This is a genomic window from Pseudomonas sp. Irchel 3E13 (assembly GCF_900187455.1).
GTDB lineage: Bacteria > Pseudomonadota > Gammaproteobacteria > Pseudomonadales > Pseudomonadaceae > Aquipseudomonas.
Window position 1 is genome coordinate 101,180 of the sequence record NZ_FYDX01000008.1, and the last position, 14,068, is coordinate 115,247.

A 14,068-nucleotide genomic window follows, 5' to 3' on the forward strand; every position below is an offset into this window, starting at 1 on the left:
TGGAGTATCACCGTGACGACACAGACAGCAGTGCAGACAGCCCCGGCCAAGGCCGGCGCCAGCTTCGACGGCCGCGCCTTGCGCGACGCGTTCGGCTCATTCGCCACCGGAGTGACCATCGTCACCACCGCCGGGCCGGACAACGTCGATATCGGCTTGACCGCCAACAGCTTCTCTTCGGTATCGCTGGACCCGCCGATGGTGCTCTGGAGCCTGGCGCGGACCTCCTTGAACATGGATGCCTTCCGCAGCAGCGGGCATTTCGCCGTTCATATCCTCTCGGCCGATCAGGAGGCGCTTTCCGGGCGCTTCGCCAGCAAAGGCATCGACCGCTTCGAAGGGCTTGCGCCTGAGCGCGGGCCGGACGGTATTCCGCTGTTGCAGGACTGCATGGCGCGCTTTACCTGCAAACTGGCGTACCAGTATGAGGGCGGTGATCACGTCATCTTCGTTGGCGAGATCGTCGAATTCAGTCACTCCGCGCGCAAGCCGCTGGTGTTCCATGGCGGGCGCTATGGCATGTTGTTGCCCAAGCAGGCCGCCCGCTCTGATGCCCTGGATGAGTTCAGCAACCTGTCCTCCGACGACCTGCTCTACCAGGTCTCCAATGCCTACTTCCAGACCCGGCAGAAAGTCATCGAAAAGCTCGAAGACAATCGCTGGACGGCAGAGGAATATGCCGTGCTGAGCATCATTGGCCGGGAAGACGGGCTGTGTGTGCCGGAGATCGTCGCGCGCAGCGAGAAGGTCCGTGGCCAGGGTGTTTCCGCCGCCATCGTGCAGAAGCTGATCGGCCGTGGCCTGCTGCACGAAGTCGATAGCGACGACGGCCAGGTCGCTGTTCGGCTGACCCCGGCAGGGCGTGCTGCGGTGCTGGAGCTGATCGCCATTCGCAAGTCGAGCGAAGCCGATGTTCAAGGCGATCTGGACCCCAGCGAGGTGCAACTGCTGAAGCACCTGCTGGCTCGGCTTGTCTCATGAAAATCGCACGCTACCGCTCCATGGACGGGGCCGAGCGGCTCGGTATCGTTTCCAGAGCCTCGGGCCTCGAGTTGCTGGTGGATGTTGCCAAGGCCGCCGCGGTACGAGGCGGCGCGGCGACGCCGGGTTCGGTCATGGGCTTGATCGAGGGCGGCGCAGCGGCAATGGACGCCACCCGCGAACTGCTCGCTTGGGCCGAGACGCGCCAGGACCCGCTCTGGATCGACGACCCGGACACCGTCGACTGGCTGACGCCCGTTCCCGAGAAGTCGATGTTCTGCGCGGGGCGCAACTTCGGGCGGCACCTGCTGGAGTCGAAGCAAGGCAACAGTGCCAGCAAACTGCACAGTGACTTTCCCACCGGCTTTATCAAGCTCGGGCGCACGCTGGTTCCGCACAAGAGCCAGGTCAAGCGGCCTGCCGATGTGCAGAGCCTGGACTACGAGGTCGAGATCGCCCTGGTGCTGGGCAAGGCCATCGATGCCCAGAGCGATATCGACGCTGCCAGCGCCATCTTCGGCTACACGATTTTCAACGACCTGTCCGCGCGGGAGTGCCAACTGCGCGAGATGCAGAACGGCATGATCATGCTCGGCAAGAACTACCCCGGTTTCGGCCCGATCGGCCCGTACATCCTCACCGCCGACGAAGTGCCGGACCCCACCGCGCTGGTGCTGTGGCTGAAGGTCAACGGCGAGCTTCGCCAGCAGTCCGATTGCCGCGACCTGATCTTCGATTTTCCGCACCTGGTCGCCTTCTGGTCACGCTTCGGCCTGGTGCCCGGCGACCTGATCAGCACCGGTACGCCCGAGGGCGTGGCCTTGCACCACAAGCCCGATCCGCAGGCCTGGTACCTCAAGCCTGGCGACTACGTGGAAGCCGGCGTGCAGGGCATCGGCGTGCTGGAAACCTTCATCGTCTAGTGACCATTACGGCTCGTCTCTCTTGTTTATGGAGTGAACCATGAAACTGTATTTTCTTCCCGGCGCCTGCCAGATCGGCATCCATGCCTTGCTCGCGGAAATCGGCAAGCCGTTCGAAATCGAAAAGGCCGCTCGGCCAGGCACCCCGGAATTCGAGGCGTACACCCGGATCAATCCAAAGGGCAAAGTCCCCGCGCTGATCCGCGATGACGGCTCGCTGCTCACCGAGTTCCCGGTGATCGCGCTGTATCTGGCGCGCACGAACCCGGAGCTGAATTTGATTCCGACGGATATCGAAGGCGAGATTCGCGTACTGGAAATGGCCGAATACCTGGTATCTACCGTGCACATGCAAGGCTACACTCGCGCTCGCCGGCCGGAGAAGTTCGCGCCGAGCGAAGCAGACCACCCGGCGGTCAAAGCCCAGGGCCTGAAGATTTTCCAGGCCGGGCTCGACCGGGCAGAACGACAGATCAACGGCAAGGACTGGCTCTTCGACCACCTGAGCATCGCGGATTTTGCGCTTTTCTACCTTGAGCACTGGTGTGTGCTCAACGGCATCGGTTCATTGGGGCCAGGATGCCAGGCGCACCATGATCGCCTGTGGTCGAAAGCCGAAATCCGTCGCGCCGTTGAGTCTGAACTCAACCTTTGAATCCGAGCGCTGCGCCATGGACATGCTGTTGAAGTTGAAGGCTTTGGTCGTTACCGCCGATACCGGCAATTTCTCGGCTGCCGCGCGCACGCTTCACACCTCGCCCTCGGTCATCATGAAACGCGTCGATGAGCTGGAGTGGGATTTCAAGACGACCTTCTTCGACCGCTCGACCCGGCGCCTGACGCTGACCGATACCGGGCAAAGCTACCTGACCCACGCGCGGCACCTGCTGCGCGCCTACCAGGACATGGCCAGCGGGGCGATCCTCAGCCCTGGCGCCATCGAGGGACCGATCAGGGTCAAGGCTCCGGCCGTTCTGATCCGCCAGGGCCTGGGTGAACTGTTCACCTCCTTTCGCAGCGAAAACCCGCTGGTGCAGTTGGAGATCATCGCCTCGGATCGGGGCGGCAATCCGGCGGAAGAAGGCTTCGATATCTCGGTGGGCATGGACCAGATGGCCTACGCCGACGTGGTGGAACAGGTCATCCGGCCGTTTCCCCGGTTGCTGTGCGCGGCCCCGGCGTACCTTGAGCGCTGTGAGGCGCCGCGGCACCCGCGCGATCTTGTCGATCACCCTTGCCTGACGTTCTCCATCGCCGGTTCGATCTGGTGCTTCAACTCGCCTGAGGGCAGGGTGGAGGTGGACGTGCGCCCCGTCCTGATCACCAATGACGAAGGCTATTTGTGCACCGCCGCAAGGGATGGCCACGGCATTGTGCAACTGGCCCTGCCGGTGGTGGCTGAGGCGTTGCAGGCCGGGCATCTGGTGCCGGTGCTGGAGCCGTTTTCGCTGGTCGAACGCTGGGTGAAAATCATGGTGCCCGCCGCGCGCCTGGAGCTGACCCGGGTCAAGCTGCTGTTCGACAGAATGGCGATGCACCTGGCGAGCGCGGGTACTGCCGAACAGCCTTGAGCCTGTTCGTTTCACGCTGATCCCGCTGATCATTTCCTGCCGCTTCCCGGGCCTCCTGCAGGGGGGGCGGGCGCGCTCGTGCGCGCCATCCTCGACTCGACCAACGCCATCCTTGCCATCAGAAATTCGGCTGCGTTCCAGCGGGATTAATCATTGTTCGTGTCGGAAAGTGCCTGCTTATACTCGGTCCCACACAGAGACCACGGGTCTGTGTTGTTTGAACTTGCAACTGCCCATGTAATTAACCAACGCCGGATATCACACCCCACCCAAGAGGAACTTTCTGAAAGTTGCTGTGGCTGCCTGCTGCTGCGAGTTAATGAATATCGGTAGTTAGAAGTTAATGCGTCAAACAATCTCTCCAGGTGAATACCATGCAAATAATAAAAATAAGATTTGCAGTGCCGCAAGACGATGTGTACCGCCAAAGCCTTCGTTGCATGGTGGTCGCCACCAGCCTGCTGGCGGCTGGCAACTCACTGGCTGCGGCCATCGATGTCGGCAACCCGGACATCAAGCTGCGCTGGGACAACACGATCAAATATTCCTCCGCCCTGCGGGTTCACAGCCCGTCTGACCGACTGACCCAATTCGCCCCGGCACCGGCTGACGGTAGCGGTGGCCCGGCGGCGCTCAACGGCGACGACGGCGATCGCAACTTCAAGGCTGGCCGCCTGATCTCCAACCGCCTCGACGTGCTGTCCGAGATGGACCTGGTGTTCCGCGACAATTTCGGTTTCCGGGTGAGCGGTGCGGCCTGGTACGACGACGTCTACAACCACAAGAATGACAACGACTCGCCTGCCACCGCCAACGCACTGTCGGCGCGCCACAACGAGTTCACCGATGACACGGCCGAGCTGCACGGCAAGAAGGCCGAGATTCTCGACGCCTTCCTGTTCGGTGGCGCCGACATCGGCTCGGCACGCGTCAGCGGCCGCCTGGGGCAGCACTCGGTGCTGTGGGGGGAAAGCCTGTTCTTCGGCGCCAACGCCATTGCCGGCACCCAGTCGCCGGTCGATGCGGTGAAGGCGGCGTCGGTCCCGGGTTCGACCACCAAGGAAATCATCCGCCCGGTCGGCCAGTTCTCTGGCCAGATCCAGTTCTCGCCGCAACTGACCGTGATGGGTTACTACCAGTACGACTGGGAAGCGACCCGTCTTCCGGGCTCCGGCAGCTACTTCTCGGTCAACGACTTCTTCGGTGACGGTGGTGAGCGCATCCGCTTTGGTCCGGGCCTGCCCGGTGTTGGCTTGTCGCGCCGCCAGGACCTCAAAGCCAGCGACAGCGGCCAGTACGGCCTCGGCTTGCGCTCGCAGTTGGGCGAGTGGGAGTTTGGCGTTTATGCGACCCGCTACCACGCCAAGACGCCGGTACTGTATTCCCGGGCAGGCTTCACCGGGATTCCGGGTGCCGGGTTCGGGACCTTCCAGTGGGTTTATCCGGAAGACATCAAGGCCTACGGCATCAGTGCCACCACCACCGTGGACTCGGTCAACTTCGCCGGTGAAGTCTCGGTGCGTCGCGATACGCCGTTGACCAGCTTGCCGCAAGAGGTGGGAACCAAACAGGCGGACAACAACAACCATGCGTTTTACGCCATCGGCAACACGGCCCATGCCAACGTGTCGATGATCTGGACCATGCCGCGCAACTTCATGTCCAGCGAGCCCAGCCTTTCGATGGAAGTGGCGTACAACCAGCTGACCAGTTGCACCAGCAACTGCAATGCCATGGACCCGGAACTGGATCGGCGTGCGATGGCTGTTCGCGCCCTGTATTCAATCCCGCAGCGCAACGTGCTGGACGGCCTGGACCTGACGCCTTCCTTCACCGTCGGTTACAACCACGGCAAGTCGCCGGTGGCGATCATGGGCCCCGACGACGGTGGCGACATGACCTTCACGCTGGCCGCCAACTACCTGACGGTATGGGACTTCTCGCTGGCCTACACCCACTACTACGGGGCCGAGAACACCGCCACGTATTCGTCAACTGATCCCGCCGTCAACAGCACCTACACCTTCGAGCAAACCCTGAAAGATCGGGATTTCGTCTCCGTGTCGCTGCGTCGCACTTTCTAAGGGAACATTCCATGACCATTTTCACCCGCATGACCGTGCTGGCGCTCGCCTGCGCCGCAATGGCAGCCCCCACCGTGCACGCCGCTGTATCGGCTGAAGAAGCGGCCCGGCTGAAATCTTCGCTGACGCCGCTGGGCGCCGAGCGCGCCGGCAACCAGGACGGCTCGATCCCGGCCTGGGATGGCGGCTACCCGGTGGACGCGTCGGCGACTTCGGCGGCGATTCCGGACCTGTTCGCCAAGGACAAACCGCTGATCACCATCACCGGACAGAACGCCGAGCAGTACAAGGACAAGCTCACCGAAGGCACCTTGGGCCTGTTGAAACGCTTCCCGAGCTTCAACGTTCAGGTGTTCCCGACCCGGCGCACCGCCGCGGCGCCGCAGTGGGTGTATGACAACACCTTCGCCAACGCCACCAGGGCCACCATGGACCCCAGCGGCGAGTTGGGGCCGTACCCGAAAGGCACATTTGGCGGCGTCCCGTTCCCCATTCCGAAGAATGGCGAAGAGGCGATCTGGAACCATCTGCTGCGCTGGACCAGCCCCGGCTACCAGACCACGCCGAGCCTGGCGCGGGTCACCCCCGAAGGCAAGGTGATTCCGGTGTCGCAGAACGTGGCCAAAAGCTCGTTCCCGTACTACGACCCGAACAGCAACCTGGAGAAATGGCAGGCCGCCGGTTCCAACATCGTCGTGCGCCGCGTAGACACCTCGGGCCCGCCCATCCGTGCCGGCGAGATTCTTCTGCAGCGCGTGAACATCAATGACATGGACTCCAAGACCTGGGTCTATCTGACCGGCCAGCGCCGCGTCCGTCGCCTGCCGCTGACCTGCTGCGACGTGCCGAGCCCGGTAGCCGGCGGCATCCTCAACTTCGACGAGGTCGAGGTGTATTCCTCGTCTATCGGCCGCTACGACTGGAAGCTGGTGGGCAAGAAAGAGATGTACGTGCCCTACAACACCAACAGCTACCACCAGGCCGAATCGATCGACAAGTTGATGTCGCCGCAAACCGTCAACCCTGATTTCGTGCGCTTCGAACAGCACCGCGTCTGGGTTGTGGAAGGCACGCTCAAGGCCGGCCAGCGCCATGTGATTCCGCGCCTGCGGGTGTACCTCGACGAAGACACCTGGATCGCTGTCGCCGGCGAGCGCTGGGATGCCCAGGGGCAACTGTGGAAGGTGACCTACAACCTGCCGACCGTGTTCCCGGCCGCGCCAGGCACCATCGTCGCGGGCTATATGTCCTACGACCTCATCGGTGGTGGCTACTTCGCATCCGCGTACTTCCCGCGTAACCAGCAGGTGGACCTCAAGGCCTCCATGCCGGACCGCCTCTTCACGCCTGAGTCGCTGGCTGGAGAAGGCGTGCGCTGAAGCGGTAGCAAGCGTGAACACCAAACCCTGATGAGATAAGCAGTATGAATAACAATAACGAAGGCATCGACGGCTCGCGCCGGGCGCTAGTGCTGTTGGGGATGGGCGTGGGGCTGCAGGCGTTGTTGGCGCCTGTCCTGGCGTCCACCACCGTAACAGTGGGCTCGGCAATCCTGGGCGGCCCCTTGCAGCAAGCCGCCAGCATGACCCCGCGAGCAGCACAAGGCATGTTGACCCGGGTGGTTACGGCCGGTAACCGGCTGGTGGCCATGGGGGAGCGCGGGCTGGTCGTGCTGTCTGACGACGGTGGTCGTCAGTGGCGTCAGGCACAGGTGCCGGTCAGCGTCACGCTGACCGCAGCGAGCTTCGTCGATGCTCATCAGGGTTGGATCGCCGGCCACAGCGGTGTGGTGCTGCACACCACCGACGGTGGCGAAAGCTGGGCTGTGCAGACCGACGGTGTGGGGCTTGCCGAGGCAACCCTGGTTCAGGCCAGGGGCTTGCCTGCCAGTGATTCTGGGCGTGATCGCCATATTGCGGAGGCAGAGCGGCTGGTGGCCGACGGTGCCGACAAACCCTTGCTGTCGATCTGCTTTGCCGACGCGCTGCACGGCATGGTCGTCGGTGCCTTCGGTTTGGCCGCCAGCACCACCGATGGCGGCAAAACCTGGACGCCTTGTCGGGAACGGCTGGTCAATCCCATGGGGATGCACCTCTACGCCGTCGCCCGCCATGACAAGACCTGGGTGATTACCGGAGAGCAGGGCGTGCTGATGCGCAGCCTCGACGACGGTGCCAGCTTCCAGGCGCTGACTTCACCTGCCGGGCGCACCTTGTTCGCCGTCACCTCGACGCGCAAGGGTGGTTTTGTCTGCGCCGGGTTGCTCGGCGCCGCGTGCCGAATCGATCCGGACAGCCTGGCGGTTGCCCCGGTCGAGTTGCCCGCGCAGTTGACGCTCCTCTCGGCCCTGCAACTGCACGATGGCCGCGTGGCGTTACTGGGGCAGGGCGGGCGATTGCTGGTCAGCGCTGACGGTGGCGGCAGTTTCGCCGAGCAGCCACTTGCGCGGCGCGACCCGCTGACCTCCCTCGTCGAAGCAAGCGACGGTGGTCTGGTTGCCACCAGCCTTGCCGGGGTTGCCCGGCTTGGCTGACGACACCGACTTCCATGATCACGCGACGCGCCCTAACGAGTCTTACGCCATGACTACAGTGACCTCACCCGAGCCCGCAGCTTGCCGGCTCGAAGACTTCGACCCGCGCTCGGGTTCCGCACTCGAACGCGCTGTTTTCAACCATCGCAAGCTGGTGCTGCTGCTGTGCGTGCTGGTTACGGTGATGCTCGGCATCAGTGCCTTGAGCCTCAAGCTCAATGCCAGTTTCGAGAAGACGATTCCCACCAACCACCCGTACATCACCAACTACCTGGATAACAAGAAAGAACTCACCGGCCTCGGCAACTCGATCCGCATCGCTGTCGAGGCGCGCCAGGGCAACATCTACAACGCCGCCTATATCGACACCCTTCGCCAGATCAACGACGCGGTGTTCATGCTGCCGGGCGTGGACCGGCCGTTCATGAAGTCGCTGTGGACCCCCAACGTCCGCTGGACTGCGGTGACCGAGGATGGCCTCGACGGTGGCCAGGTGATTCCCGACCATTACGACGGCTCGCCCGCCAAGCTCGAGGCGCTGCGCATGAACGTGCAGCGCTCCGGCGAGATTGGCCAGTTGGTCGCGGCCGATGGCGGCTCCACGGTGTTGCAGGTGCCGCTGCTGGAGCGTGATGCGTCCGGCCAGCCACTGGACTATGCGGCGCTGTCCGCGCAACTCGAAGAACTGCGCGCCAGGTTCGGCAGCGACCAGGTGGCCCTGCATATCACCGGCTTTGCCAAGCTGTCGGGCGACCTCATGGATGGCATGCAGGAGGTGATCGGGTTCTTCTTCATCGCCCTGATCATTTGTGCCGGGATGGTGTTCCTGTACAACCGCGACGCGATCAGCACCGCGCTGGTGGTGATCACTTCGCTGACGGGCGTGCTCTGGCAACTGGGGCTGCTGCCGCTGCTGGGGTATTCGCTGAACCCGTATTCGATGCTGGTGCCTTTCCTGATTTTCGCGATCGGCATCAGCCATGGCGCGCAGAAAATGAACGGTATCCTCCAGGACATCGGCCGCGGTACCCACCGCTACGTTGCCGCACGCTACACCTTCCGGCGCCTGTTCCTGGCCGGCCTGACTGCGCTGCTGGCTGACGCCGTGGGCTTCGCCGTGTTGCTGATGATCGATATCCCGGTGATCCGCGAACTGGCCACCGCTGCCAGCCTGGGCGTGCTGGTCCTGGTGATCTCCAACCTGATCCTGCTGCCGGTGCTGTTGAGCTACGTCGGCGTCAGCCGCAAAGCCGCCGAGCGTGCTGTGCGCAGTGAAGCGGCCACGGCGGCGGGGGAGAGCAACGGGTTCTTCGTCTGGCTGGTGCGCTTCACCGAAACCCGCCGGGCCACGCTGGCCATCGCGGTGGCGGCCGTTCTGGCGGTGGCGGGGATCGCGGTCGGCACCCAACTGAAAGTCGGCGACCTCGACCCCGGCGCGCCGGAACTGCAGGCCGACTCGCGCTACAACCGCGATGTGAGCTACCTGACCACCCACTACGGCGCCAGCAACGACCTGTTCGCGGTCATGGTCAAGACCCCCGACGGCGCGTGCAGCCAGTACGGCGTGCTGCGCCGAGTCGACCAGCTCGAATGGGCCTTGATGGACCTGCCGGGCGTGGAGTCGACCCAGTCGATCGCTCGCCTGCAACGGCGCCTGATGGTCGGCATGAACGAAGGCAGCCCGCTGTGGTACGACCTGCCGGGCAACCAGAGCATGCTCAACACCATCACCGCCCGGGCGCCGCGCGAGTTGTACAACGAAGAGTGCAACCTGCTGACGGTGTACGCCTACCTGCGCGACCACCGCGCCGAGACGCTGCAGCAAGTGGTCGACCGGGTCGAGCGCTTTGCGGCGGAAAACAACGACAAGGACGCGACCTTCCTGCTCGCGGCCGGCTCGGCGGGGATTGACGCCACCACCAACATCGTCGTGCACAAGGCCTGGTACCAGATGCTGTTCCTGGTCTACGGGGCGGTGGCGCTGCTGTGCTTCATCACTTTCCGCTCCTGGCGCGCGGTGCTGGTGGCCATGCTGCCGCTGATGCTCACCTCCGTTCTGGCCGAGGCGTTGATGGTGGTGCTGGGCATGGGCGTGAAAGTCGCGACCCTGCCGGTGATCGCCCTTGGCGTGGGCATCGGCGTTGACTACGCGCTGTATGTCCTGAGCGTGACCCTGGCCCGGATGCGCGCCGGCGCCAGCTTGAAACAGGCCTACGCCACGGCGCTGCAATTCACCGGTCGGGTAGTGCTGTTGACCGGCGTGACGCTGGCGGCAGCGGTAGCGACCTGGCACTTCTCCAGCATCAAGTTCCAGGCCGACATGGGGCTGCTGCTGGCCTTCATGTTCCTCTGGAACATGCTCGGTGCTCTGGTGTTGATACCGGCCCTGGCGCGTTTTCTGTTGCCCGCAGCCACGCAGGCCGAGTGCGTCGAAGTGAGCGAGGTACAGCCCGACGAGCCGGCCTTGAACACTCCTGTCCAGACTGAACAATTGGTATTCGGGAAGTGCATGCCATGACTGATCTCACCACCGCGGCAATTGCCGGCAGACCTCAAGTGAACGTCACCCAGGTGATTGAAGGTGGCACCTTCAACGCGTTCAGCGTGCGGGTGGCAGTGATCTGCTTCCTGGCGATCGTCTTCGACGGCATCGACAGCGCGCTGTTCGGCACCTTGCTGCCGGCCATCATGGCGGACATGAAGATGGGCCCGGCCGAGGCGGGGATCCTCGCCAGCGTCGGGCATATGGGCGCCGTGGTTGGCGCTATCGTGTTCGGCGTGGCGGCTGATGCCGTCGGGCGCAAGCGGATGATGCTTATCGGCTTGGCGGTGTTCATCACCTTCACCGCCGCCTGCGGCCTGGCTCAGGGCATCGTCGACTTTGCCCTCTACCGTGTCATCGCCGGTTTCGGCCTGGCCGGCATTGTGCCCATCGCCGTGGCGCTGGTGTTCGAATACACACCGGGCAAGTGGAAGGCGATGGCGTCGAGTGTGTCCTATACGGGCATCTCGGTTGGCGTGCTGGTGTCTGCCGTGTTGGCGATGGCGCTGCTCGGCAACTTCGGCTGGCGCGCGATATTGCTCGGCACCTTCGTCGGGATTCTGCTGGTGCCGTTTGCGGCGGCGTGGCTGCCGGAATCGATGTCGATCCTGGTGAAGAAGGGCAACCGCCCACGCATCCGCCAGATTCTGCAAGACGCCAACCCTCGGTTTGCCCTCGCCGATAGCGACGAGTACGTGTTGAACGAGGCTCCAGCCGCCAAGGTGCCGCTGAAAAGCCTGTTTCAGGGCGGCTACGCACGGAACACGCTGTTCCTGGGCGTCGGGATGCTCTGCATCATGATGATCGCCGTCACCCTGACCACCTGGATCGCGCAACTGATGGTCCAGCGCGGCTATTCGATGACCACCGGCATCAGCTTCATCCTGGTGTTCACCTGCAGCAATTTCATCTCCACCCCGCTGGCCGGATGGATGGCCGACCGGATGGGCTACCGCACGGTGTTCTGTCTCTACATGCCGGTTCTGTTTGTGTCGATTTCACTGATCGGTGTCATCCAGAACCCGCTGGGCGCCTTGGTCTGCATGTTTTTCGCCGGCTTCGCGGCCATGGGCGCGACCTGCATTCTCCTGCCCTATGTCGGCTCGCTGTATCCCTTGAGTTTTCGTTCGACGGCCATGGGCGTGATCTACGCCATAGGCCGGGTCGGCCCGATCGTTGGCCCCGCCATTGCCGGGTTCATGCTCGCCGCGGGCGTCAGCGTCCCCCTCATTCTGGTGTGCATGGCCGCGCCGGCCTTGCTCGCGCTGGTGGCATTTCTGCTGGTTAAAGAAACGCTGGCGGAATAACCGGAACGTTACATCAACTTGCAGTACAACCTGAAAAAAGAGGCTTTACCATGGATCGCTATATCAATCGTCTGTTCCACGTCTGTATCACCGTTGCCAATATCGATGCCGCACTGGAGTTCTATTGCGGTGTGCTTGGCCTGGAATCCATTGGCAAGTTGCGCGGTGAAAGAGCGCCGGGCGAAATTCTCGGTTTCCCAGGCCAGATCATTGAAATCCATGCCGATCACCTGGTCGGCAAGGACAAGGAAAACGCCACCGTTATCGACCTGATCGAATTTGTCGAGCCAAAGACCGTGGTCAACAAGAACCCGGCTGCGCCGCTGAACCACGCCGGTATCAACCGCATGGCCTTCGGCGTGGACGATACCGACGCAATTCACCAGAAACTCAAGGCGCGTGGCGATATCGTGTTCCTCTGCGAACCCCAAGTGGTTATTGCGCCAACCGGTGGCAAGTTCAAGATCCTGACCTTCAAGGACCCCTTCGACAACATTCTCGAAGTTATTGAATATTGCAAGTAACGACGGCCCTGTACTAGTGTCGACTGGGTGCGTTTTTCTTACTCTGGCAGACCGGAGCTTTTCAAATGAGCGTCACACAAGATAAATCCGAAATCATTGAAGTCATTAACCTCTATGGCGTCGCGCTTGATAGCCACGCCTGGGACCTGCTGGACGACGTCTTCACCGAAGACGCCCATGCCGACTTCGGTCCGGCGGGCGCGGTATGGAAGTCGGTGGGCGCGCTGAAGTTCGCCTTCAAGGACTTTCACGAAACACTGACCAACCACATGCACACCATGACCGGCTCTTGCGTTCACGTTGAAGGCGACACCGCCTACGCCCTGACCTACGGCGACTGGCTGCTCTCCCGCGACTCCGCCCAGGGCGGCCCGGACTGGGTCGGCCGTGGCTGGTACGACGATGTGCTGGTGCGCACCGACAAGGGCTGGCGCATCAGCAGCCGCGTATGCCGACTGATTTCCTGGACCGGCAACCCGCTGGTGCCAGAGCCGGCCTACGAACAGCACCCGGTGATGACCACCCACACGCTGCGTAGCCACCGCGAGCAAGGCAACATCCGTTTCTTCGAGGCGCTCGCCCGGAACCAGTAAGCCAATGACAACTCCGGGCCACTTCCGTTGTTTATCGAGAAGTGGTCTGCGGTGTCCTTTTTCCAAAAATCGCGTATTGCTGGCGGTTTGTTGAATCAGCAATGTCCAGCGGGAGTTTCAATGATGAGCGGCCAGACAGTGATTTGGACGGTGGGCATCAATTGCCCGGCGGAACAGGAAGAGAAGTTTAATCGGTGGTACGACGATATTCATGTGCCCATGTTGTTGAAAGGTGATTTCGTCAAGAAAGTTACCCGCTTCAAGTTGGCACAAGAAACCTATCACGTCGGTACGGTGACTCAGCCGTGCCCGACGTACCTGACGATCTATGAATTCGAAAACCAGGCGAAGTTCGACGGCTGGATGAATAGTCCGGCGCGCACAGAAGCTGGCGAAGACAAAGAGAGCACTTGGGGCGACAAGGTGTACGACGTCCAGTGGGCAACCCGCTACAACCTCACCAACGCCTGGAATGTATAAAAGGACGCCATTGAAATGAGCGCATTGATCAAGAAACTATTGCATGTCTGCATTACCGTCCCCGATGTTGACGAGGCCCTGAAGTTCTACCGCGATGTATTGGGCTTCGTCTCGACCTTCGAAACCCGCACCGATGAAGCGGACGGCCCGCTGCTGGGGTTCGCCGAAGATGAAATCAGCATCTACGCGCACCACATCCTGACCGCAGGTGCAGACCCGCGCACAGCCACCGAAATCAACCTGATCGAGTACACCAAACCGGCCACCCTGGTGGATACCGGGCCTTATGAACTGATGAATCAGGTCGGCATCACCCGCCTGGCGCTGCTGGTCGACAGTGCACACGAAGCCTTCGGGAAGATTTCCGAATACCCCGGCGTTGAAGTGGTGTGCCCGCCGAAGGACATCATCATTCGCAAGCCTGGCGGCAACCTGAGCATGACCTGGTTCAGCTTCCGCGATCCGTTCGGCGTGTTCATCACCATTGCCGAACCACCCAAAGCCTGAAGCCGTTCAGTTCGATAGCGCGG

13 protein-coding genes are annotated in these 14,068 nt (G+C 62.4%); all 13 read left to right on the plus strand.

Going from position 1 to position 14,068, the window contains the following annotated elements; all coding sequences use genetic code 11:
- Positions 1–12: 12 nt before the first annotated feature.
- The 13 genes from CKW37_RS15465 (at position 13) to CKW37_RS15525 (ending at position 14,045) form a co-directional block, all read left to right on the plus strand.
- The gene (locus tag CKW37_RS15465) at positions 13–981 is read left to right on the plus strand and encodes a flavin reductase (RefSeq protein WP_095156574.1); all 969 of its coding nucleotides are present in this window, start codon (positions 13–15) and stop codon (positions 979–981) included.
- Entirely contained in the window at positions 978–1,904 is a 927-nt protein-coding gene (locus CKW37_RS15470; protein WP_095156575.1) for a fumarylacetoacetate hydrolase family protein, read from the plus strand. The genes CKW37_RS15465 and CKW37_RS15470 overlap by 4 nt, the downstream gene beginning before the upstream one ends.
- A 40-nt stretch (positions 1,905–1,944) precedes the next feature.
- On the plus strand, positions 1,945–2,559 hold the full coding sequence (locus tag CKW37_RS15475; protein ID WP_095156576.1) for a glutathione S-transferase family protein: 615 nt from the start codon (positions 1,945–1,947) through the stop codon (positions 2,557–2,559).
- Between the two features lie 16 nt (positions 2,560–2,575).
- A complete protein-coding gene (locus tag CKW37_RS15480; protein WP_095156577.1) occupies positions 2,576–3,475 on the plus strand; it encodes a LysR family transcriptional regulator in 900 nt (299 codons plus the stop codon).
- 401 nt (positions 3,476–3,876) lie between these two features.
- The gene (locus CKW37_RS15485; RefSeq protein WP_256587764.1) at positions 3,877–5,559 is read left to right on the plus strand and encodes a DUF1302 domain-containing protein; all 1,683 of its coding nucleotides are present in this window, start codon (positions 3,877–3,879) and stop codon (positions 5,557–5,559) included.
- 11 nt (positions 5,560–5,570) lie between these two features.
- On the plus strand, positions 5,571–6,938 hold the full coding sequence (locus CKW37_RS15490; protein ID WP_095156579.1) for a DUF1329 domain-containing protein: 1,368 nt from the start codon (positions 5,571–5,573) through the stop codon (positions 6,936–6,938).
- Between the two features lie 44 nt (positions 6,939–6,982).
- The gene (locus CKW37_RS15495) at positions 6,983–8,092 is read left to right on the plus strand and encodes a YCF48-related protein (RefSeq protein ID WP_095156580.1); all 1,110 of its coding nucleotides are present in this window, start codon (positions 6,983–6,985) and stop codon (positions 8,090–8,092) included.
- Positions 8,093–8,141: 49 nt separating this feature from the next.
- Complete coding sequence (locus CKW37_RS15500; RefSeq protein WP_095156581.1) at positions 8,142–10,610, plus strand: RND family transporter; 2,469 nt, start codon at positions 8,142–8,144, stop codon at positions 10,608–10,610.
- On the plus strand, positions 10,607–11,941 hold the full coding sequence (locus CKW37_RS15505; RefSeq protein WP_095156582.1) for an MFS transporter: 1,335 nt from the start codon (positions 10,607–10,609) through the stop codon (positions 11,939–11,941). Before CKW37_RS15500 ends, CKW37_RS15505 begins: the two co-directional genes overlap by 4 nt.
- 50 nt (positions 11,942–11,991) lie before the next feature.
- Positions 11,992–12,465 carry a VOC family protein gene (locus CKW37_RS15510; RefSeq protein ID WP_095156583.1) on the plus strand — a complete coding sequence of 158 codons (474 nt, stop codon included), beginning with the start codon at positions 11,992–11,994 and terminating at the stop codon, positions 12,463–12,465.
- A gap of 65 nt (positions 12,466–12,530) precedes the next feature.
- Positions 12,531–13,058 (plus strand): nuclear transport factor 2 family protein, encoded by a 528-nt coding sequence (locus CKW37_RS15515; protein ID WP_095156584.1) that lies wholly within the window; start codon positions 12,531–12,533, stop codon positions 13,056–13,058.
- A 120-nt stretch (positions 13,059–13,178) separates the two neighbouring features.
- Entirely contained in the window at positions 13,179–13,538 is a 360-nt protein-coding gene (locus CKW37_RS15520; protein WP_177454428.1) for a DUF4286 family protein, read from the plus strand.
- 15 nt (positions 13,539–13,553) lie between these two features.
- On the plus strand, positions 13,554–14,045 hold the full coding sequence (locus CKW37_RS15525) for a VOC family protein (protein WP_095156586.1): 492 nt from the start codon (positions 13,554–13,556) through the stop codon (positions 14,043–14,045).
- Positions 14,046–14,068 lie beyond the last annotated feature (23 nt).